The sequence below is a fragment of the Pandoraea aquatica genome (assembly GCF_902459565.1).
GTDB classification, from domain to species: domain Bacteria; phylum Pseudomonadota; class Gammaproteobacteria; order Burkholderiales; family Burkholderiaceae; genus Pandoraea; species Pandoraea aquatica.
The window spans coordinates 279762-300334 of sequence record NZ_CABPSN010000002.1; the positions used below are offsets into that span (position 1 = coordinate 279762).

Annotated in this window: 17 protein-coding genes; 14 read left to right on the forward strand and 3 right to left on the reverse strand. The window is 64.7% G+C overall.

What is annotated here, in order from left to right:
• The 5 genes from pilO2 (at position 1) to PAQ31011_RS06725 (ending at position 5624) form a co-directional block, all read left to right on the forward strand.
• The gene (gene pilO2, locus PAQ31011_RS06705) at positions 1-1389 is read left to right on the forward strand and encodes a type 4b pilus protein PilO2 (RefSeq protein WP_150575105.1); all 1389 of its coding nucleotides are present in this window, start codon (positions 1-3) and stop codon (positions 1387-1389) included.
• The gene (locus tag PAQ31011_RS06710) at positions 1379-1852 is read left to right on the forward strand and encodes a hypothetical protein (protein WP_150575106.1); all 474 of its coding nucleotides are present in this window, start codon (positions 1379-1381) and stop codon (positions 1850-1852) included. Before pilO2 ends, PAQ31011_RS06710 begins: the two co-directional genes overlap by 11 nt.
• Positions 1836-3578 carry a GspE/PulE family protein gene (locus PAQ31011_RS06715; RefSeq protein WP_174989998.1) on the forward strand — a complete coding sequence of 581 codons (1743 nt, stop codon included), beginning with the start codon at positions 1836-1838 and terminating at the stop codon, positions 3576-3578. Before PAQ31011_RS06710 ends, PAQ31011_RS06715 begins: the two co-directional genes overlap by 17 nt.
• A gap of 61 nt (positions 3579-3639) precedes the next feature.
• Complete coding sequence (locus PAQ31011_RS06720) at positions 3640-4731, forward strand: type II secretion system F family protein (protein WP_150575108.1); 1092 nt, start codon at positions 3640-3642, stop codon at positions 4729-4731.
• Positions 4732-4733: 2 nt separating this feature from the next.
• Entirely contained in the window at positions 4734-5624 is an 891-nt protein-coding gene (locus PAQ31011_RS06725; RefSeq protein WP_150575109.1) for a prepilin peptidase, read from the forward strand.
• On the opposite strand, the gene PAQ31011_RS06730 is transcribed toward PAQ31011_RS06725, so the two are convergent.
• Positions 5595-7334 carry a GMC family oxidoreductase gene (locus PAQ31011_RS06730; RefSeq protein ID WP_150575110.1) on the reverse strand — a complete coding sequence of 580 codons (1740 nt, stop codon included), beginning with the start codon at positions 7332-7334 and terminating at the stop codon, positions 5595-5597. The genes PAQ31011_RS06725 and PAQ31011_RS06730 overlap by 30 nt on opposite strands.
• A 301-nt stretch (positions 7335-7635) precedes the next feature.
• Between PAQ31011_RS06730 and PAQ31011_RS06735 the strand changes: the two genes are divergently transcribed.
• Together PAQ31011_RS06735 and PAQ31011_RS06740 are read left to right on the forward strand one after the other, a co-directional pair.
• On the forward strand, positions 7636-9300 hold the full coding sequence (locus tag PAQ31011_RS06735; RefSeq protein WP_150575111.1) for an isovaleryl-CoA dehydrogenase: 1665 nt from the start codon (positions 7636-7638) through the stop codon (positions 9298-9300).
• A 239-nt stretch (positions 9301-9539) separates the two neighbouring features.
• Positions 9540-10928 carry a coniferyl aldehyde dehydrogenase gene (locus tag PAQ31011_RS06740; protein ID WP_150575782.1) on the forward strand — a complete coding sequence of 463 codons (1389 nt, stop codon included), beginning with the start codon at positions 9540-9542 and terminating at the stop codon, positions 10926-10928.
• A 144-nt stretch (positions 10929-11072) separates the two neighbouring features.
• On the opposite strand, the gene metK is transcribed toward PAQ31011_RS06740, so the two are convergent.
• A complete protein-coding gene (metK, locus tag PAQ31011_RS06745) occupies positions 11073-12251 on the reverse strand; it encodes a methionine adenosyltransferase (protein ID WP_150575112.1) in 1179 nt (392 codons plus the stop codon).
• Positions 12252-12438: 187 nt separating this feature from the next.
• On the opposite strand from metK, the gene PAQ31011_RS06750 reads away from it, so the two are divergent.
• The 5 genes from PAQ31011_RS06750 (at position 12439) to PAQ31011_RS06770 (ending at position 17523) form a co-directional block, all read left to right on the forward strand.
• Positions 12439-13335 carry a lipid A biosynthesis lauroyl acyltransferase gene (locus tag PAQ31011_RS06750; RefSeq protein WP_150575113.1) on the forward strand — a complete coding sequence of 299 codons (897 nt, stop codon included), beginning with the start codon at positions 12439-12441 and terminating at the stop codon, positions 13333-13335.
• A 43-nt stretch (positions 13336-13378) separates the two neighbouring features.
• The gene (dapF, locus tag PAQ31011_RS06755) at positions 13379-14230 is read left to right on the forward strand and encodes a diaminopimelate epimerase (protein WP_150575114.1); all 852 of its coding nucleotides are present in this window, start codon (positions 13379-13381) and stop codon (positions 14228-14230) included.
• A 147-nt stretch (positions 14231-14377) separates the two neighbouring features.
• A complete protein-coding gene (locus PAQ31011_RS06760) occupies positions 14378-15046 on the forward strand; it encodes a DUF484 family protein (RefSeq protein WP_039394754.1) in 669 nt (222 codons plus the stop codon).
• Position 15047: 1 nt separating this feature from the next.
• Positions 15048-16085 (forward strand): tyrosine recombinase XerC, encoded by a 1038-nt coding sequence (gene xerC / locus PAQ31011_RS06765; protein ID WP_150575115.1) that lies wholly within the window; start codon positions 15048-15050, stop codon positions 16083-16085.
• Between the two features lie 223 nt (positions 16086-16308).
• Complete coding sequence (locus PAQ31011_RS06770; RefSeq protein WP_150575116.1) at positions 16309-17523, forward strand: class I SAM-dependent rRNA methyltransferase; 1215 nt, start codon at positions 16309-16311, stop codon at positions 17521-17523.
• A 36-nt stretch (positions 17524-17559) separates the two neighbouring features.
• On the opposite strand, the gene PAQ31011_RS06775 is transcribed toward PAQ31011_RS06770, so the two are convergent.
• Positions 17560-18435, reverse strand: coding sequence for a DMT family transporter (locus tag PAQ31011_RS06775; protein WP_150575117.1), 876 nt, complete (start codon positions 18433-18435; stop codon positions 17560-17562).
• A gap of 188 nt (positions 18436-18623) precedes the next feature.
• Here PAQ31011_RS06775 and PAQ31011_RS06780 point away from each other — a divergent pair, with 188 nt between their 5' ends.
• Positions 18624-19118: a Fur family transcriptional regulator gene (locus PAQ31011_RS06780; RefSeq protein ID WP_046290399.1), complete on the forward strand. Its 495-nt coding sequence runs from the start codon at positions 18624-18626 to the stop codon at positions 19116-19118.
• 61 nt (positions 19119-19179) lie between these two features.
• Positions 19180-20277 (forward strand): CobW family GTP-binding protein, encoded by a 1098-nt coding sequence (locus PAQ31011_RS06785; RefSeq protein WP_150575118.1) that lies wholly within the window; start codon positions 19180-19182, stop codon positions 20275-20277.
• The last annotated feature ends 296 nt before the right edge of the window (positions 20278-20573 follow it).

Below are 20573 nucleotides of genomic sequence, written 5' to 3' on the forward strand. Positions count from 1 at the left end.
ATGGGCCGCGCACTGTCCAACCACCTCGTGATCGGCGTGCAATGGGAGACGTTGATCGGTCTCGAAAAGGAGATGGCCGAGATCCGTAGCCTCGCGCGCAGCCGAGACGCCTCACACTTCACCGTCACCGATGACGGGGCGGGCACGCGCACTGTCGGGCTGGTCTCGCTGCATGATGCGACCGGGGCGACGGAGACGGCGGGGAAAACCACCGCCACGGCACGGTACGCGCTGGCAGCGGTGCTGCGCACGCTGGTCGACGGGCCGAACGTCGCCTTCATGCACCCGGACCCCGATGACCCCGCCAGGGCGGTGTTCGTGACGTTGCGCGACCATCGTCCCGAACTGGATCTGGAGATCCCGGCGTCGCAGTTGAAGCATCGTCTCGATCAGTGGACGGCCGAGGTCGAAGGCCCGGTGAAAGTCGCGGGGGTGATGCGTACGGATCTGCCGCACGCCGACGTCATCCTCACGCTCGACGACATCGCCGCCGCCGCAGTTCGCGATGCCGCGCCCGAGACACGCATCAAGCCGGTGCGTCAGTCGCTCCCGACACGTCAGTTGAAGATCGCCGCTGCGGTGGTGGCGTTGCTCGCGGTCGTCGTCGGCGCAGCGTACGGGGGGTGGCAATGGTACGAGAGCGCTCAGCGCGAAAAACTCGCGGCGGCCAATCGCGTCGACCCTGTGGAGGCCTACAAGAAGGCGCTGACGCGGGCACTCGCCGCCGAATCGTTCTCCACCGGTGCGTCGTACGCGAGGCATTTGCAGCGCGCGGTGCAGCAACTGCCCGCGAATGCCGGTGGATGGCGGCCGGCATCCATCGACTGCAAGGCACGGACTTGTGAGATCGCATGGCAGCGTTTGGAAGGCGGCACCTTCGATTTGCTGCTGTCTCAACGTCCCCATGCGCAGATTGTCGATCTCGATCACGCGACGGAAATCGTCACACTTCCCGAAGACGAAGCCACCACGGCAAGCACGGTCGTCGCATCGCTTGGTGCGGCCAAAAACGAAGCGCGCACACCGACAGGCACACCCTCCATCGAGGCGCTTGAAGACGACGGCGATGCCCGCGTCGCACCCATCCCCCGCAATCAGTTCCTGCGCACGGCAGGGGCGCGCTTGCAAGCGCTCGGCGACTACGGCATGGATATCGCGCTGACGATGCCCGAGCCGCTGGTGCCGGCGCCACCGGGGGCCGCCTCGCGCGCCGACGTACCGCCGCCGATTTCGAAAGGCGAATGGAAGATGGCCGGGCATCTGGCGTTCTTCGACTCCGTCGCGGGACTGATGATGCGTGCAGGCAACATGTCTCTCGGCGAGCTGAAGATCGTCATCGACGACGGCAAGCCCGTCTTCTCCGCACAAGGAACCTACTATGTTCACTAAGTTGCTCCGTAGTGCCGTATGGACGACGGCGACGCTACTGTCGACGAATGCCCATGCCGAAGAGACGATCGATGCCTTCGCGCGTGCGCATCTCAAGGCATCGCAGGAGGCGCAGGACGCCAAACAGGCGCAAGCCAAAGCGCAGACGGCAGGGGACGCGCAGACATCGGCGTCCGCCAAAGCCGCACAGGCCGATGGACCGCCGGAGCTACTATTCATCTACGGCGTGGAGAACGCCACCGTCGCGTATCTGCGCGTAGACGGCAAGTTCGGACGCAACGTGACGAAAGGTGACAAGGTTGGGCACTGGCAGGTCGTGCAGATCGGCGACGATTTCGTCGACATTCGACGCGGCGCGCGGCAACAGCGATTGCTGTTGCCCAATGCCTTTGGCGCAGTGCCGTCGTCTTCCACGCAAACGAGTCAGCGCGTTCCGGGGCAGGCGCATGGCGACGATTTCTGAGTGGCTGCGCGCCACGCTGGCGCACCTCGGACGACGTGGACACTCGCGCGCCATCGTCCGTCCCATCGACGATCTGCGCGAGTCAGACATTCAGACGTTCGGCTGGCGGCAAGACCTCGGCATTACGCTCGCAGGCGCGGAGCATGGCTCGCTGGTGCTCGTTGCGATGAAACCGCGTCTGTATCTCGTCCTGCTCGAACACAACACATTCGTGCGCATGCAGGGCTCCGATCTGCTCGAACGCTTCGACCGCGCCGTGCGGTCCAAACACCGGCTGGACCTCGAAGGCATTTACGTCGGCACGACCGAAGAGATCCTGCTGATGCAGTCGCGTCTTCAGCAGCAAGGGGACGGCGGCAGCCAGATGGGGGAGCAGCGCACCGGCGCGTATCGCAATTTCGATCTGATCATCGAGCGCGCGGTGGAGGCGGGGGCGTCCGACATCCACTTCGAGTTTCGCGAGGGACGTCACGTGCAGGTGCGCATGCGCATTCACGGCAAGCTGCGCGTGTCGGCGGAGAGCGATCGTCTCGCCCGCGACTATCACGCCATGCTCGACGCCGTCTCGGCCGCCTATAACTCGCGCGCCGATCCGAGCAGCCGCAGCCACAATCACTTCGACGACGCCCAGCATCAGAGCTGCTCGATTCCGCTGACGATCCGCCAGCGCAAGTACCAACTGCGTTTCCAGAGCGTGAAGGAGAATCGCGGCGTGGATGTGGTGCTGCGTCTGCTGATTAACGAAGCAACGGACGGCGACGTGCTCACTCTGGCTCAGCTCGGTTACGCCGACGATCAGGTCGAGATCCTGGAAGACGCCGTGCATCGCAGCCCGGGTCTCACGATCATCGCGGGCGAGACCGGTTCCGGCAAGTCCACGACGCTGCGCACGCTGATGACCTACGAGCGCGCTTCGGGCAAGAAATTCTTCTCCATCGAGGATCCCGTCGAGTACATCCAGCCGCATATGACGCAGATCCCGATTCAGCGACGCGCGGAAGACGGGCCGGGTGAATCGCCCTTCGGTGCCGCGGCCAAGGTGCTGCTGCGCGGCGATCCCGACAAGCTCATGCCGGGCGAGATTCGCGATGCGGAGACCGGCTCGTTCGCCAAGTCGATGACGGAGACGGGCCATCAGGTGCTATCGACGGTGCATGCGTCGAGCGCATTCGGCATCGTCTCCCGGCTGGTCAGCGACGAAATCGGGATGCCGCTCTCGGCCGTCGCCTCACCGAATTTCCTCACGGCCATCGTCTATCAAAAGCTCATTCCAGTGCTGTGCCCCCATTGCAAGCGCGCCGCCTTGGACGCTCCGGAACTCATCGACGCGGCGACGTTGTCGGTGATCGGTGCGCTCGGCATCGATACGTCGAAGATCTGTGTCGAGGGGCCGGGCTGTGAGCGTTGTGCCGGGCGCGGCACGAGCGGGCAGACGGTCGTGGCCGAGGTGTGCGAACTGACCGACGAGCTGCTGGACCTGCTGCGCGAGGGGCACTACTGGGACGCCGAGCGTCACTGGCGCGCCTGTCATGACGGCGACCTGACCAGCCCGAACATGACCGGCAAGTCCGCGATGGAACACGCCATGTACAAGATGTCGCAGGGGCTGGTCGACCCGCACGATATCGAAGCTGCGTTCTGCAAGCTCAAGAAATTTCATTTCCGTCAATCGACGTCGCTCAGCGCCGCGTCGACGCGCCGCCTCGCCAGCGTCGCCGTCGTCTAGCGGCACGCATCGCGCGCCGATGCCGGCGTAAATCCCCCTCCGATGTTCAGCACCGAACGCCATGATCGAAGCCGCCAACCGTCTGCTCTCCAAACTCTCTCCCGCGCGCGATCCGTATCCCGGCCTGACGAAGGCCAAGCGCCAGTTCCGCAAGTCCCGCGCCAAGTTCTACAGCGACTTCGCCGACGCCATCGAAGACGGGGCAAACCCGTTCGAACTGTTCTCGCGTCGCTATGCACGGGCGAAGGAGCGGCGTAATCCGATGGCGCCGTTGTACGCCGTATGGCGCGACCGGGCCAGTTCGAAGAACCTGCAGAAGTCGTGGGCAGGCACGATTCCCGAGGAAGACCTCGTCGTGATTGCGGCCGGGGAGAAGGGGGATCTGCCCGGCACGCTACGCTTTCTCGCGCGTGTGGTGACGCTTCAGCAGCAAACGCGTGCGGCCATTGCGGGGGCGGTGGCGTTGCCGATCTTCATGTCGGTCCTGCTTGCTGCGATTCAGTTGGGCGTGGCGTACGGCATGATGCCGATCATGACGGAGATCATGCCGCCGGAGAAATTCCCGCTCGTCGGCGCGGGTCTCTACGCGATGTCGGGTTTCGTCGCGAACTGGTGGCCGCTCCTCTATGGCCTGCCGCTCGCGCTTGTCTTGCTGATGTCGTTCTCGTTCAGCCGGTGGACGGGGCCGCTGCGTCGCCGCTTCGACAACTTCGGCCCCTACGCCGTGTATCGCGACGTGCGCGCAGGCGAGTTTCTCGTGGCGCTCGCCGCGCTCACGAGTGCGAAGACGTCTGTGTTCGACGCGGTCTCTTTGCTGCTCGCGCGCGCGTCGCCGTGGTTGCGTTGGCATCTGCTGCGCATGCGGGCCTCGCTCAAGAGCGAACGCAGCATGATCAAGGCGATGGATACCGGCATCTTCAACGAGGAGGTGTTCGATCGTCTTGTCGAGTACTCGGGGCGGACCAACTTCGACGCCGGGATTCGCAAGATCGGGTTGATGACCATCGAGGAGGTCGCGGAGCGTATCAAAGCCCGCTCGGCCACGCTGCGCTCGGTGCTGCTCGCGCTCGTCGGCCTGACGATCATCTTCACCGTCGGCGGCATGTTGCAAATCGGTCATGCAGCGGGCGAATACGCGCAATCGATGTTCTGACGATGCTCTCTCTCTTCGAATTTCTATGGCGTGAGTTCCAGGCGTTACCGCGTGAAGCGGTCGCTGCGGCGATGGCTGTCCTGGGATTGTTTGCGGGCAGCTTTATGAACGTGGTTGTCTACCGGTTGCCGCGCATGCTGGAGACGCAGTGGGCGGGTGAAGTCGCGGCGTGGTCCGGACAGATTCCCCCGGTGACACCGGTCTTCAATCTCGCATGGCCGCCGTCGCGCTGCCCGCATTGCGAGTCGCGCATTGCTGCGCGTCATAACTTCCCGGTCGTCAGCTATCTGTGGCTGCGCGGGCGATGTGCCGATTGCGGTACGAGGGTTGCCGCACGTTATCCGCTCGTCGAGTTAGCTGTCGGCGTGTTGTTTGCCGCGATGGCGTGGACGTTCGTGCCATCGAAGCAATACGCCGCGATGATCGTGTGGAGTGGCTTCGGGGCGACATCGCTGGCGCTGGCCCTGATCGACATCGACACGCGATTGCTGCCGGATGTGCTCACGTTGCCGCTGCTATGGGCGGGGCTGTTATGCAGTGTGATGGGGGTGACGCTGCCGGTCGACGAAGCCGTGCTGGGGGCTGCGCTCGGGTACGTGGTGATGTGGACGATCGGATCGGTGTACCGCGCGCTGACGCACCACGACGGCCTCGGTGGCGGCGACGCCAAGCTCGTCGCCGCCAGCGGTGCGTGGCTCGGTTGGATCGGCGTGCCGCTGATGCTCGCCTTCGGCGCGATGGCAGCGACATTGGCGTTCGCCGCCTACGGGCTGGTACGCGCTCGCGTGCTACGCGAGCCGTTGCCGTTCGGCCCGTGGCTCGTGCTTGGCGCGCTGGCGAGTGCGCTGTGGGGTGAGGCTTTCCTAAGCCTGTGGCTGCGCCCGAGCGGTTAATCGTGTGGAGACGGGCGTGGAGGCGGTCATCGTCTCGACGGCAGATGCGCCGTCGAGCGACACGTCAGCATCGGCACCAACGCGCGCGCCGACGTGCTCTCCCGCGGGTTGAGCCGACGCCTTCGCACTCGCTAGCATCATGTCCGCAGCCTTCTCGCCGATCATCATCGATGGAGCGTTCGTGTTGCCGCCGATGAGCGTCGGCATGATGGATGCATCGACCACGCGCAATCCCTCCACGCCGCGCACGCGCAGTTCTGTGTCGACGACCGACGCCGCATCGCTGCCCATCCGGCAAGTGCCGACCGGGTGATAGATGGTGTCGGCGCGCGCACGGATCAATGCGGTCAGCGCTTCATCCGATTCCACGCCCCGGCTGTGCAATTCTTCGCCGCCGAACTTCGCGAGCGAGGGGGCCGCGAGAATGCGGCGGATGACGCGCGCACCGCGCAGCAGCGTGTCGACGTCTTCCTGCGCTTGCAGGAACGCCGGGTCGATGTGCGGGGCGTCGCGCATGTCGGCGGACGCCAGCGTGACGCGTCCGCGACTCTTCGGTCGAAGCACGCACGCATGCAAGGACAGACCACGCCGCAGATGCAGACGCCGGTTGTGGTTGTCGCAAATGCCCACGAGGAAGTGCATCTGCAAATCGGGCCGTGCGAGCGACGGTTCGCTTTTCAGAAAGCCGCCCGCTTCCGCCACATTGCTCGCGAACAGACCACGCCGGTCGCGCAGGTATTCGATCCCTTGCGTGAGCAGATGCCAGAGCCCCGCAGGCGTGTAGCCGACGAGATCGCGATGCGCGATGTACTTGTTGACGATGAAGTCGATGTGATCCTGCAAGTTCTCGCCCACGCCAGGGGCGTCCACCCGCACGTCCAGGCCATGCGCGCGAAGCTGTTCGGCCGGACCGATGCCCGAGCACATCAGCAGCTGCGGCGAGTTGAACGCGCCTGCGCTCAGTACCACTTCGGCGCGCGCATGAATCGTCTGGAGAGTGCCTTGCCGTTGCAGTTTGATGCCCGTGGCTCGCTTGCCGTCGAACACGATGCGCTGCACCAGTGCGTCGGTGATCACGTGCAGATTGTTGCGCGTTTTTCCGTGCAGATAAGCGCGCGCCGCGTTCCATCGCTGGCCGTCTTTCTGCGTCACCTGATAGATGCCCGCGCCTTCGTAATGCTCGCCGTTGAAGTCATCGCTGACGGGAAATCCCGCTTCGCGTGCAGCGTCGACATAGTGTTGCGAGAACGGATTGACGGTGCGCAGATCTGCGACGTTGAGCGGGCCGCCCGCACCGTGCCATGCGTTCGCGCCGCGCTCGTTGTTCTCGTTGCGACGGAAGTACGGCAGCACGTCGTCCCACGCCCAGCCGGTGCAGCCTGCTTGCGCCCAGTCGTTGTAGTCCTCCGGATGCCCGCGCGTGTAGATCATCGCGTTGATCGAGCTGGAGCCACCGAGACCGCGTCCGCGTGGCTGATAGCCCTGACGTCCCGCCAGTCCCTCTTGCGGTGTGGTGCGATAGCCATAGTTGCGGCGCGATGCGAATGGCACGAGTGCTGCGAGGCCGAGCGGCAAACGCACGAGAAAGCTGTTGTCCGGCGGACCGGCTTCGACGAGTGCAATGGTGCGATCGGGCAACCCGTCCGCCAGACGCGCCGCGAGTGCGCAACCGGCCGAGCCGCCGCCGACAATGACGTAGTCATAGTCCATGCTGTCATCCTCCCTTGGATGGCACTGCTTCAACTTTGTTGTTGAATGCGTTCGCTGCTTTTGCTTATGGTTCTTTGCGATGCCTGTGTCTCGTGCCGCCTGCGTCGATCTTCCGGAAAGCCTCGTCGACGTCACTTTGCAGCGGCACTCATTGTAGGCAGACAATGCGTGTGCCCGGGGGCGAAGTGAAGCATTCCTCTAATTTGTGCGAGCACGAGGGCATAGCCGCTATGATGAAATGATCGACTTGAAGTGACCGTCCCATGTAAGGCATTCGGGATGGCGCGCAAGGGAGACACGGATGACTGAAGCCTGGCAGACGCACGACGTCACCAATCAGGTGCCGCCGCTCACGGACTACAACCTCTACGCGACGGATGCCGCGCTGCAAGCCGCTGTGGCGGCCTTCGACGCAGACTGGCAAGCGAAGGAGTTGCATCGCCAGGGCGCGCGCGTGGGCGAGGCGGAAGTGCAGCAGTGGGCGCAGGACGCCAATCGTCACGAGCCGGAACTCGAATCCTTCGATTCGCAAGGCAATCGCATCGACCGCGTCGCGTTTCATCCCGCATGGCATTCGCTCATGGGGCTATTGCGCGGTGCACAACTGCAATCGCTGCCGTGGGCGCATCCGCGTGGCGGGGTGATGGCGGCGCGCACGGCGTCGTATTTTCTGCACGCGCAGAACGAAGCCGGTTCGCTGTGTCCTACGACGATGACGTTCGCGAGTATTCCGGTACTCGCGAAGGAGCCTGCGCTCTTCGCCACGATCAAGGACAAACTGCTTGCGCCGCAGCACGATCCGCGCGACGTACCGCTCGCGCAGAAGCACACCCTGCTCATCGGCATGGGAATGACGGAGAAGCAGGGCGGCTCCGACGTGCGCACGAACACCACCGTCGCGACCGAGGTGGGCAATGGCGAGTTCTCGCTCGTCGGACACAAATGGTTCTTCTCCGCACCGCAGTGCGACGCGCATCTGGTGCTCGCACGCGATAGCGACAGCGACGCGTTGTCGTGCTTCTTCGTGCCGCGCTACCGGCCCGACGGCCACAAGAACGCGGTACAGATTCAGCGTCTCAAGGACAAGCTCGGCAATCGCTCGAACGCGAGCAGCGAGGTGGAATTTCAGGGCGCGTACGGCACGCGTGTGGGGGCACCGGGGCGCGGGGTGCCCACGATTATCGAGATGGCGACGTACACGCGGCTCGACTGTGTGATCGGCAGCGCGGCGATGATGCGCACGGGTGTCGTGCAGGCGATTCACCACGCGCGGCATCGCACGGCGTTCGGCGCGAAACTCGTCGATCAGGATCTGATGACGGCGGTGCTCGCCGATCTCGCATTGGAGTCGGAGGCAGCGACGTGGCTGGCGATGCGGCTCGCGCGTGCCTTCGATGCGAGTTTGTCGGACGACGACTCGCCTGTCGAGCGCGCATGGCGACGCATCGTGCTGCCGGCCGCGAAGTTCTGGGTGTGCAAGCGCGCGCTCGAACTCGCCGGCGAATGCATGGAGGTGTGGGGCGGCAACGGGTATGTCGAGACGGGGCCGCTGGCGCGTCTGTATCGCGAAGCGCCCGTCAATTCGATCTGGGAAGGCTCGGGCAACGTGATGTGTCTGGACGTGCTGCGCGCCATGAGCCGCGAGCCGGACGTCGCGCAAAGCTGGTTTCAGTGGCTCGGCGAGCGCGTCGGATCGCACGCGACGCTGCGCGCTGCGCTCGCGCAGTTGCACGGATGGCTCGCCGCCGATCCCGCGTCGCATGCGGTGCGCGCGCGTGCCATCGCGCAACAGATCGTGTTGCTGTCACAGGCCGCGTTGTTGCTGGAGCATGCGCCGTCCGCGCTGGCGCACGGGTTCGTCGAGAGCCGGTTTGCTAACGCAGGCGGACGTGTCTACGGCGTGATGCCGGACACGATACCTGTCGGTGTACAACGCGCGTGGCTCGACAGAGCGTTTCTTGCATAAGGCGTGAGGTAAGGCGGCAGGTAAGACCCGAAGCATCGCGCGAAAGCGTCACGCATCGACGCACTGGCTTCACATAACGACAACACATCGACGGCATATCGACGACAGCGACCGGCGCACTCACGCACCGGCAAGTCGCAGGGAGGAACGGCATGGGACACAAGGACGAGATGGGCGGGGGCGGGCTGCATGAAGCCGCGACGTTGCAGGTGTCGCATGACGACGATCTGGCGCGCGCGATGCTGTTGCCCCGCTTCGACGCGATGCGCCACGCGCACGACGCCGCTCCGCACGTCGACTGGCCGACTCGCAAACGTCATCTGACGGCGCTGCTCGGCATGTTGCACAAGTATCGCGAGCCCTTCGCTAAGGCCATCGACGAGGACTTTGGCGGGCGGTCGAAAGAAGAGACCGACATGCTCGAACTGTTCCCATCGCTGGGCAATCTCAAGCATGCGCTGTCGCACACGCGTCGCTGGATGCGAGGCTCATCGGGCTGGGCAAACCTCTGGCTGCTACCTGCGCGGCGTGCCATCGTCCCCCAGCCGTTGGGCGTGGTCGGTGTGATCGTGCCGTGGAACTACCCGCTGTTTCTTGCCATCGGTCCGCTCACGGATGCGCTGGCCGCAGGCAACCGCGTGATGATCAAGGTGTCGGAAGTCACGCCGCGTTTTGCGGAAGTGTTTGCGTCAGCCATTGCCGAGACATTCCCGCAGGAATGGGTGACGGTCGTGACCGGCGACGCCCAGGTCGCACGCGCTTTTTCGTCGCTGCCGTTCGACCATCTGCTGTTCACCGGGGCGACATCGATTGGGCACCACGTGATGCGCGCGGCGAGCGAGCATCTCACGCCGGTGACGCTGGAACTCGGCGGCAAGTCGCCCGCGATCATCGGGCCGGGGGCGCGCTGGGAGCACGCGGTGGAGCGCATCATGCTCGGCAAGTTGCTCAACGCGGGGCAGACGTGCGTCGCCCCCGACTACGTGCTGGTGCCGCGCGAGAAGCTCGACACGTTCGTGGCGACGGCGCGACAGGTGGCGTCGCACCTCTACCCGGATGCCGTGAACAACCGGCAATACACGAGCATCGTGTCGGCGCGTCACTTCGAGCGCTTGTCCGGGCTGGCAGGCGAGGCGGCCGCGCAGGGCGCGACGTCGCACGCCTTGTTCGACGCCCCGGCGCAAGTCGAGCGCAGACGTCTGCCGCCTGTCGTGCTGACGGGCGTGCATGACGGCATGCGCGTGATGCGTGAGGAGATCTTCGGGCCGCTGCTGCCGGTGGTGCCCTACGATGATCTGGACGCTGCGATTGCATACGTGAACGAGCGTCCGCGTCCGCTCGCGCTATACATGTTCGACACCGACAATGCGCGCATCGATCAGGTGGTGGAGGGCACCATCTCCGGCGGAGTGACGATCAACGACACGCTGCTGCACGTCGCCGAGCATTCGTTGCCGTTCAGCGGCGTGGGGCCGTCCGGCATGGGCGGCTATCACGGCGAGGCGGGCTTTCGCACGTTCTCGAAGGAGAAGCCGATCTTCCGTCAGGCACGCTGGAATGGCGGCGGTCTGCTCAATCCCCCGTACGGCAAGCGGTTCGCCGCGATGATGAAGCTGTTGCTGCGCTGAGGGGCGGGCGCTTCGTCGCAGCACAAGCGCCGCAGTACGGTCCAATTGCCCAAAACGAAACCCCCGCCGGTGTGACCCGGGCGGGGGTTTTGTTTGGCTGACGCCGGTCGAAACCGGCGTTGGCCGTGAAGCGATTTAGCCGAATCAGGCCACAGCGCGCAGACCGGCGTCGGCCAGCAGGGCGTCGGCGCGATCGGTGGCTTCCCACGAGAATTCCGGCTCTTCGCGGCCGAAGTGACCGTAAGCGGCAGTCTTTTCGTAGATCGGACGCAGCAGGTCGAGCATCTGGATGATGCCCTTCGGACGCAGGTCGAAGTGCTTCTCGACCAGCTCGGCGATGCGCTGATCGCTGATCTTGCCCGTGCCGAAGGTGTTGACCATGACCGACGTCGGACGCGCCACACCGATGGCGTACGAGACCTGAATCACGCACTTCGAAGCCAGACCGGCGGCCACGATGTTCTTCGCGACGTAACGGCCAGCGTAGGCTGCCGAACGGTCGACCTTCGACGGATCCTTGCCCGAGAACGCGCCGCCGCCGTGCGGTGCAGCACCGCCGTACGTGTCGACGATGATCTTGCGGCCCGTGAGGCCGGCGTCGCCTTGCGGGCCACCGATCACGAAACGGCCGGTCGGGTTCACCAGGAACTTGATGTCGCCCTTGATCAGGTCGGCCGGCAGCACCGGCTTGATGACTTCTTCGATGACGGCTTCGCGCAGCGCTTCCAGTGCGATGTCCGGCGCGTGTTGCGTCGAGAGCACCACGGTGTCGATGCTGTGCGGACGGCCGTTTTCGTACTTGATGGTGACCTGGGACTTGGCGTCCGGACGCAGCCAGGGCAGACGACCGTCACGGCGCACTTGCGACTGGCGCTCGACCAGACGGTGCGACAGGTAGATCGGCAGCGGCATGAGTTCCGGCGTTTCGTCGCAGGCGTAGCCGAACATCAGGCCCTGGTCGCCCGCACCCTGATCGAGGTTGTCGTCGTGTGCGCGGTCCACGCCCTGGGCGATGTCCGGCGACTGGCGGTCGTAGGCGACCAGCACGGCGCAGCCCTTGTAGTCGATACCGTAGTCGGTGTTGTCGTAACCGATGCGGCGGATCGTTTCACGTGCGACTTGCTGATAGTCGACCGTAGCGGTCGTGGTGATTTCACCTGCGAGCACGACGAGACCCGTGTTGCAAAGCGTTTCCGCAGCAACGCGCGCGTACTTGTCTTGCGTCAGGATGGCGTCGAGAACGGCATCCGAGATCTGGTCGGCGACCTTGTCCGGGTGACCTTCGGAGACGGATTCGGAGGTAAAGAGATAGTCGTTCGCCACTTGTGGCTCCTCTAACGTATTTGGCGACTCACGTTGCCGTCATCGGAGGAGAAGCGGCGACGCTTTAGCGGAAAGTTGGTCGAATGGGCTGCCTATGTATGGTGGCTCACTCGAATCGCCCCGCAAGTTGTCAGTTAACTCGGCGATGTCGCTTATTATACGCCCCTGAAGAAATCCTGCTTGCGACATGGCTACCACTCCCAAGAAATCCCTCGGGTACTACCTCAGCGTGGGTCTGCTGCGCGGACTCAACCTGCTGCCCTATAGCTGGGTCGCGCGTTTCGGCGCGGGCATCGGGCATGTGTTGTACCGGATTCCAAGCTCCCGAAAGCGGGTGGTGCACACCAATCTGCGCCTGTGCTTCCCCCATTGGGACGACGCCACCCGCGAGCGCGTGGCGAAGGCGTCGTTCGTCCACGCCATCCGGAGCTACGCCGAGCGCAGCGTCCAGTGGTTCGGCAGCGGCAAGAAGCTCGAACGCCTGATCGAACTCGATTCGGCCGTCGATCTGCGCGCCCCGGACATGCCCCCCACGATCCTGCTCGGCTTCCACTTCGTGGGGATCGAGGCGGCGTCCGTGTTCATCAACTACTCGCTGCACCGGCCCTGCGCCTCGCTCTACACGCCGATGTCGAACCCGGCGTTCGACGCGATGGCGCGCGAGCAGCGCGGCCGTTTCGACGCCGAGATGATCCCGCGCGGCGACAGCGCCCGCGACGTGCTGCGCATGTTCCGCAAGAAGAAGCCGGTCATGCTGGCGGCCGATATGGACTACGGCGCGCGAAATTCCACGTTTGTGCCGTTTTTCGGGGTCGAGACCTGCACGCTGACGTCGGTGTCGCGGCTGGCGGAAGTCGGCCGGGCGCAGATTCTGCCGTTCATCGGCGAAGTGCTGCCTAACTTCAAGGGCTACCGTCTGAAGGTGTTCCCGATCTGGGAAAACTACCCCAGCGGCGACCCGGACGCCGACGCGCGTCGCATGAACGCCTTCCTGGAAGAGCAGATTCTCAAGATGCCGGAGCAGTATTACTGGGTCCACAAGCGTTTCAAGACGCGCCCCGAGGGGCAGCCGGGCGTCTATTGACCGGCACCGGATGCGCGTCGACCTTCTCCACTACAATAGCGGCATGAAGCTCAAATTCACCAAGATGCAAGGCGCCGGGAACGACTTCGTCGTGATCGACGGCATCTCGCAGACCATCGATTTCACGCCCGAACAGTGGCGTGCGCTCGCCGACCGCCACTTTGGCGTCGGCGCGGACCAGCTTTTGCTCGTCGAACGTTCGACGATGCCGGGCGTGGACTTCCGCTATCGCATCTTCAACGCCGACGGCGGCGAGGTCGAGCATTGCGGCAACGGCGCACGCTGCTTCGTCAAGTTCGTGCGCGACACCGGCCTGACCGACAAGCAGACGGTGAAGGTCGAAGTGCAGCAGGGCGTGATCACGCTCACGATGCGCGAAGACGGTCAGGTCAGCGTGGATATGGGCGCACCGATTCTCACGCCGTCCGACGTGCCGTTCGACGCGGCCGGTCTGGAAGGCCGCCGCGAAGGCGACGACACGCTCTGGCCGCTCGACGTCGCCGGCAAGACGACCTGGATTTCGGTGGTCTCGATGGGCAATCCGCACGCCGTGCAGGTGGTGGATAACGTCGACACCGCGCCGGTCGAGACGGACGGCCCGCTGGTCGAGCGTCACCCGCGCTTCCCGCGCCGGGTGAACGCCGGTTTCCTGCAAGTGGTGAACCCGCACGAAGCGCGGCTGCGCGTGTACGAGCGCGGCGCGGGCGAGACGCTGGCGTGCGGCACGGGTGCTTGTGCGGCGGCGGTGGCGGGCATCCGTCGCGGTCTGCTCAAGGCGCCTGTCGCCATCGAGACGCACGGCGGCACGCTCACCATCGACTGGGACGGCGCAAGCGGTCCGGTCATCATGACGGGGCCGGCTGCCACGGTCTTCGAAGGGACGATCGAAGTCTGACGTCTTCGGCGTCAGGGCAGGCAGCATGGCATTGGTTTCAGACGGATTCTGATTTAGCGACCCAGGCGGCCGCACGTCACCCTTGTGTTCGGGACATTGAATGCCGGGGACGACAGGCGGCAGTTGACGAACAGCAGACGGACATTCATGAACGACCGAGATATTGCGGAATACCTGATTGCGCATCCCGACTTCTTCGAGCGCCATGCCGAATTGCTGGCTGGCGTGCGGCTCACCAGCCCGCACGGCCAGCGGGCGGTGTCGTTGCAGGAGCGTCAGATCGAGATGCAGCGCGAGAAGACCAAGCAGATCGAGCGACGTCTCGCCGAACTGATGCGCTACGGCCACGAAAACGACGATATCTCGGGCAAGCTGCACCGCTGGACCCTCGGTCTGCTGGGCGAGCGTGACCCGCACGCGCTGCCCGAGGCGATTGCCCGTGGTCTGCGCGACGTCTTCAATGTGCCGTTCGCGGCCGTGCGTCTGTGGAACGTTGCTGCGCCGTATCAACCGGCCGAGTTCGCCCGCAGCGTCAGCGAAGAGGTGAAGATTTTTGCGACGAGCCTGGTCACGCCGTACTGCGGCGCGAACACCGGCTTCGAAGCGGTGACGTGGCTGGGCGCACCGAGCGATCCCGCTTCCGTCGCGCTGCTCGCGCTGCGCGACCCGCAAGTGACCGACGGCCCGGTCTTCGGCCTGCTCGTCATGGGTTCGGAAGACGCGCGCCGCTTCCACGAAGGTATGGCGACCGACTTCCTCACGCAGATCGGCGAACTCGCCGGCGCTGCCCTCGGCAAGCTGCGCGCCGACGACTGAGATGCGCTCCGGAGCGTCGGCTGGCAAGCGGAAGGGGGCGGCAGGGGGGACGAACGACACGTCGCCTGAGTCGTCCGCTTCGTCCGCTGAAGCATCGCCTGAGTCCCCTCCCGAGCCGCCGCTTGAGCCGGGCATCCGGACCTATCTGACGTCGCTTGCCAGCGAGCGCAAGCTCGCGGCGCTCACTCTGGAAAACTACACGCGCGACCTGCGTCAGTTACAGCGTCTTGCCAGTGGCCGTGCGCTTGAATCGCTGCAACACGGCGACATCCGCCGCTTCGTGATGAAGCTGCATAGCGAAGGGTTGGTGGGCCGCTCGATCGCCCGCAAGCTCTCCGCCTGGCGCGGCTACTTCGCGTGGCTTGCCCAGCGTACCGCGCTCGCCGCGAATCCCGTCGAAAGCGTGCGCGCGCCGAAACAACCCAAACCGCTACCCAAGGCGTTGTCGCCCGATCAGGCGTCGGCACTCGTCGAATTCGCGACGGGCACGTCGGCCGAAGCCGTGCGCAACCGGGCGATGTTCGAGCTGCTTTACTCGTCGGGCCTGCGTCTGTCGGAACTGACGGGGCTCGATCATCGTTACGTCGAGGCGGACGGCTACCGCTCTGCGAGCTGGCTGGATCTGGCCGAGCGCGAGGTCGTGGTGACGGGGAAAGGTAACAAGCGGCGTCGTGTGCCCGTCGGCGAGAAGGCCGCGCAGGCGCTGGCGCAGTGGCTGGAGATGCGCGCGCCGCTGGCGTCGGCCGAACCGCACGCCCTGTTCCTGTCGGCGCGCGGCAAGCGTATCGGGGCGCGCGCCGTGCAGCAGGGGCTGGAGCGGCATGCGCTGGCCGCTGGATTGCCCACGCACGTGCATCCGCACATGCTGCGCCACTCGTTCGCGACGCATGTGCTGCAATCGTCCGGCGATCTTCGGGCGGTGCAGGAAATGCTCGGTCACAGCAATATTTCGACGACGCAGATCTACACGAAGCTCGATTTTCAGCATCTCGCCAAGGTCTACGATCAGGCGCATCCGCGCTCGCGCAAGAAGCCTTGAGACTGGCCGCGATGTCGCGCCGGGCCGACGATGCGCTTTACGGCGTGCGTGCCGAGTCGGTGTAGAATCGCGTCCTTCCCCAGCAAGTCCCGCACGTTGTGCGTTGTGCCGTCCGCGCACCGGATGCCTCCCGCGTGTGGCCGAGCCCGGTCCGTAGGCCCACTGGCCCGCCGTGCCGCGAGACTTGCCCGTCACCCCGAATGCAACCGTTGGTCCGTCCCGCATGAATACCTTGACCCTCAAGCCCGGCAAAGAAAAGTCCTTGCTGCGCCGTCACCCCTGGATTTACGCCACCGCCGTGGCGCGTGTGGACGGCAATCCGGCCTCCGGTGCCACGGTCGTGGTGCGGGCCGCCGACGGCCGTTTCCTGGCGCGCGCCGCGTTCAGCCCGGTGTCGGCTATCCGCGCCCGCGTGTGGACGTTCAACGAAAACGAGCCGGTCGATCACGCGTTCTTCAAGCGTCGCGTGTCGGCGGCGCTGGCGTACCGCGAAGAGATGGTCCACGACACGGGCGCGACGCGTCTGCTCTTCGGTGAAGCCGACGGCCTGCCGGGCCTGATCGTCGACCGTTATCAGTCCGCACCGGGACAGCCCGAGACCGACCAACTCGTCTGCCAGTTCATGGCGGCGGGTGTCGAAGCCTGGAAGGACGCCATTACCAAGGCGCTTGTGGGCGCGACCGGTTGCCCGAACGTCTATGAGCGTTCCGACGCAGCGGTACGCGAGCGCGAAGGGCTGCCGAGCATCACCGGCGTGCTGGCCGGGGCCGAGCCGCCCGAAGCCCCCGAGTCGCTGACGACCCATGAAAACGGCGTGAAGTATTACGTCGACGTGCGCAACGGCCACAAGACCGGCTTCTACGTCGACCAGCGCGATAACCGTCGACTCGTTCAGCAGCAGGCCAAGGGCCGCGACGTGCTGAACTGCTTCTGCTACACCGGCGGCTTCTCGCTGGCGGCGCTGGCAGGCGGTGCGCAGAGCGTGCTGTCGATCGATTCGTCGGGTGAGGCGCTGGCAATTGGCGCACGCAACGTCGAACTGAACGGTTTCGACGCCGCCCGTGCCGAGTGGCGCGACGCGGACGTCTTCAAGACGCTGCGTGCCCTGCGCGAGGAAGGCCGTACGTTCGACATGATCGTGCTCGACCCGCCGAAGTTCGCGCCATCGGCCCATCACGTCGACCGCGCTGCGCGGGCGTACAAGGACATCAACATGGCAGGCTTCCGTCTGCTGCGTCCGGGCGGTCAATTGCTCACTTACTCGTGCTCGGGCGCAATCGACGCCGACCTGTTCCAGAAAATCGTGGCCGGTGCGGCCGTCGATGCCGGTGTCGACGCGCGTATCCTTCGCCGCCTGTCGGCGGGCATGGATCACCCGATGCTCACGCAATTCCCCGAAGGCGAGTACCTCAAGGGGCTTTGGTTGCAGAGGATGTAAGTACTTGCTTTCGTTGGGGTGACCGTCCGCAGGGCATCAGCCCAACGTCAGACCGACCACACCCAGCGCGATCAGCACGGCACCGCCCACGCGGCGGTGCATCTCACCCTCTCCCAGCACCCGCACGCCGAGCAGCGCGGCGACCATCATCGACATCTCCCGCGCCGGGGCGACGTGCGAGACGGGGGCGTATTTGAGCGCCGTCAGGATCAGGAAGTAGGACATCGGCGAGATCGTGGAAATGATCAGAATCTTGCGCCAGTTGGCTTGCCACAGCACGGCGATGCGGGCGGGACGGGCGAATGCCGTCGGCGCGGACAACACGACCCGCAGCACGTTTTCCAGGTAGTAATAGACGAGCGGCGCGAGCATCAAGGTGCGGATGGCGTAGGCATCCGCCAACGTATATGCCGCGATGAATCCGCCCGTCAGCACGCCCCAGCCGGCCCCCGCGTGCATGCTGCCGCGCCGGAACAGACGTTCGCCACCGGCAATCACGAGCACGCCGCACACGACCAGCGCAATGCCCACGAGCGCCAGCCAGCCCGGGCGTTCGCCCAGCAGCACGATGGCACCGATGGACGACAGCAACGGGCCGGTGCCGCGTGCGAGCGGGTAGACGACCGAGAGATCGCCCACGCGGTAGCCGCGCTGCAAGACCAGGGTGTAGCCGTAATGCAACAGGGCGCTGACGGTGATGACCCCCCAGCCGAGCGCAGACGGCCAGCTCGCTTGCGTTCCCATCAGGAAATACAACGCCAGCGGCGTGTAGATCACGACGGTCAGCAGGGCGTAGAGGAAAACTAGCTGCGGGCCGCCGCCTTCGCGCGTATCGATGCGCTTGGCGACGAAATTCCAGGTGGCATGCAAAAACGCAGCAATGACGACGAAGGCGAGGGCGGTGAGCGACATGACGAAGGGGGGTTTTTGTGTCAATTGTATGACGCATTGCCCGTTCACTTCCCGTCACGTGGCCTGAAGCTCACCGTATTCGTCGGCTAATATCCCCCAGCCCCGGCTGAAATATGGCCTATGCGGAGCCGTTGGGACCAATTTGCAACTCGGTTGCAGCGCTGACGGCGCTGTGCTTAAATCGATTCATGAGCCTTACTCAATTACAACCGTATCTGGAAGCTGCCCGTGCGAGCTTGCAGGAGCAATCGGGCCGCGTGACTTCGGGGCGTGTTCGTGTGCTGGCCTTGCTGCTCAAGGCAGGCCGCCCGCTCACTCATCAGGAAGTGCTGGCCGATCTGGCCACCGACGCCGATCCGCTCGACCGCGTGACGGCCTACCGCGTGCTCGACTGGCTGGTCGCGCAGGGCTGGGCGATCAAGCAGGCGGGCGACGACCGAATCTTCCGCTTCGTCATGGCCGAGCACGTCGATCCCGAGCGTGCGAGCGCGCCGCGTCCGCATACGCAGCACGGTCATTTCCGCTGTGTACGCTGCCATCGAACTTTTTGTCTTGACGATTGGCCCCAGCATCCCCAATTGAGTGAGCGCGAACTCAAGCGCCTGCCCAAGGGTTTCGTGGGCGAACAGGTCGAGCTGCTGATTCATGGCACCTGCGCCCAGTGCGCCGGCGCCACCAACTGACACGGCACACGCCGCCGCCGGCGCATTCCGATGCGCCGCTTCATCACAGGACATTGCATTCATGACTCCCGTCACCATCCTGACCGGCTTTCTCGGCAGCGGTAAAACTACGTTGCTCAAGCGCATCCTGACCGAAGCGCACGGCATGAAGATCGCCGTCATCGAAAACGAATTCGGTGAAGAGAACATCGACAACGACATCCTCGTGCAGGACAACGCCGAGCAGATCGTGCAGATGAGCAACGGCTGCATCTGCTGCACGATCCGTGGCGATCTGGTGCAGGCGCTGTCCGATCTGAACAGCCAGCGCGACGCCGGCTCGATCCAGTTCGACCGCGTGGTCATCGAGACGACCGGCCTGGCCAACCCCGGCCCGGTGGCACAGACGTTCTTCATCGACGACGAAGTCGCAGACACCTACCGTCTGGACGCCATCATCACGCTGGTCGACGCCAAGCACGGCCAGCAGCAGCTCGATCAGCACGAAGTGGTGCAGCGTCAGGTGGGGTTTGCCGACCGACTGTTCATCACGAAGGCCGATCTGGTGACGCCGGACGCCCTCGACGACCTCAAGCACCGTCTCACCCACATGAACCCGCGCGCGCCGCAGCAGGTGGTGGACTTCGGTCAGGCCGATCTGAAGCAGATCTTCGACATCCACGGCTTCAACCTGAACGACAAGCTCGATATCGATCCGGACTTCCTGGCCGCCGACGAGCATGCGCACGACCATGGGCACGATCACGGTCATAATCACGACGATGCGCACGATCACGCGCACTGCGACCATGACCATGGGAAGTGCGACCACGAAGGTCACGACCACGGGCATCATCACCACCATCATCACGCGCACCACGACGACGCCATCAAGTCGTTCGTCTTCCGCAGCGAAAAGCAATTCGATCCGGCCAAGCTCGAGGATTTCCTCGGGAGCATCCTGCAGGTGTACGGCGAACGCTTATTGCGTTATAAAGGCGTATTAAACATGCGCGGTATCGACCGTCGGGTCGTGTTCCAGGGCGTTCACCAGATGATGGGTAGCGACGTGGGCACGAAGTGGCAACCTGGCGAGACGCCGAACACCAAGATGGTGTTCATTGGCGCGGAACTGCCGAAAGACATCATCCTGCAAGGGCTGGAACGCTGTCTGGTCTGAGCGGAATCGCCGAATCCGGTGACGGGAAAGCCCTTAATCGGGACTGTCTAACGATTCGGTTACAATACCTGCCCACTGGGACCGCCGCCAGCGAATCGACGCGGCATTCCGGGGGTAGGCAGGGGAGCACCGTCATGGCCACCGCCTCTCGCAAGACTGCCACCGCACGCCCCACGCGCCGGTCTGAACCGGTGCCGGAAGCGGGCGCCAAGCGTGCTCCAGCAGGCAAATCGAAGACGGGCGACGAGGCCGCCGCCAAGAAGAAGGCGCCGCCCAAATCGCCCGGCAGGAAAGTA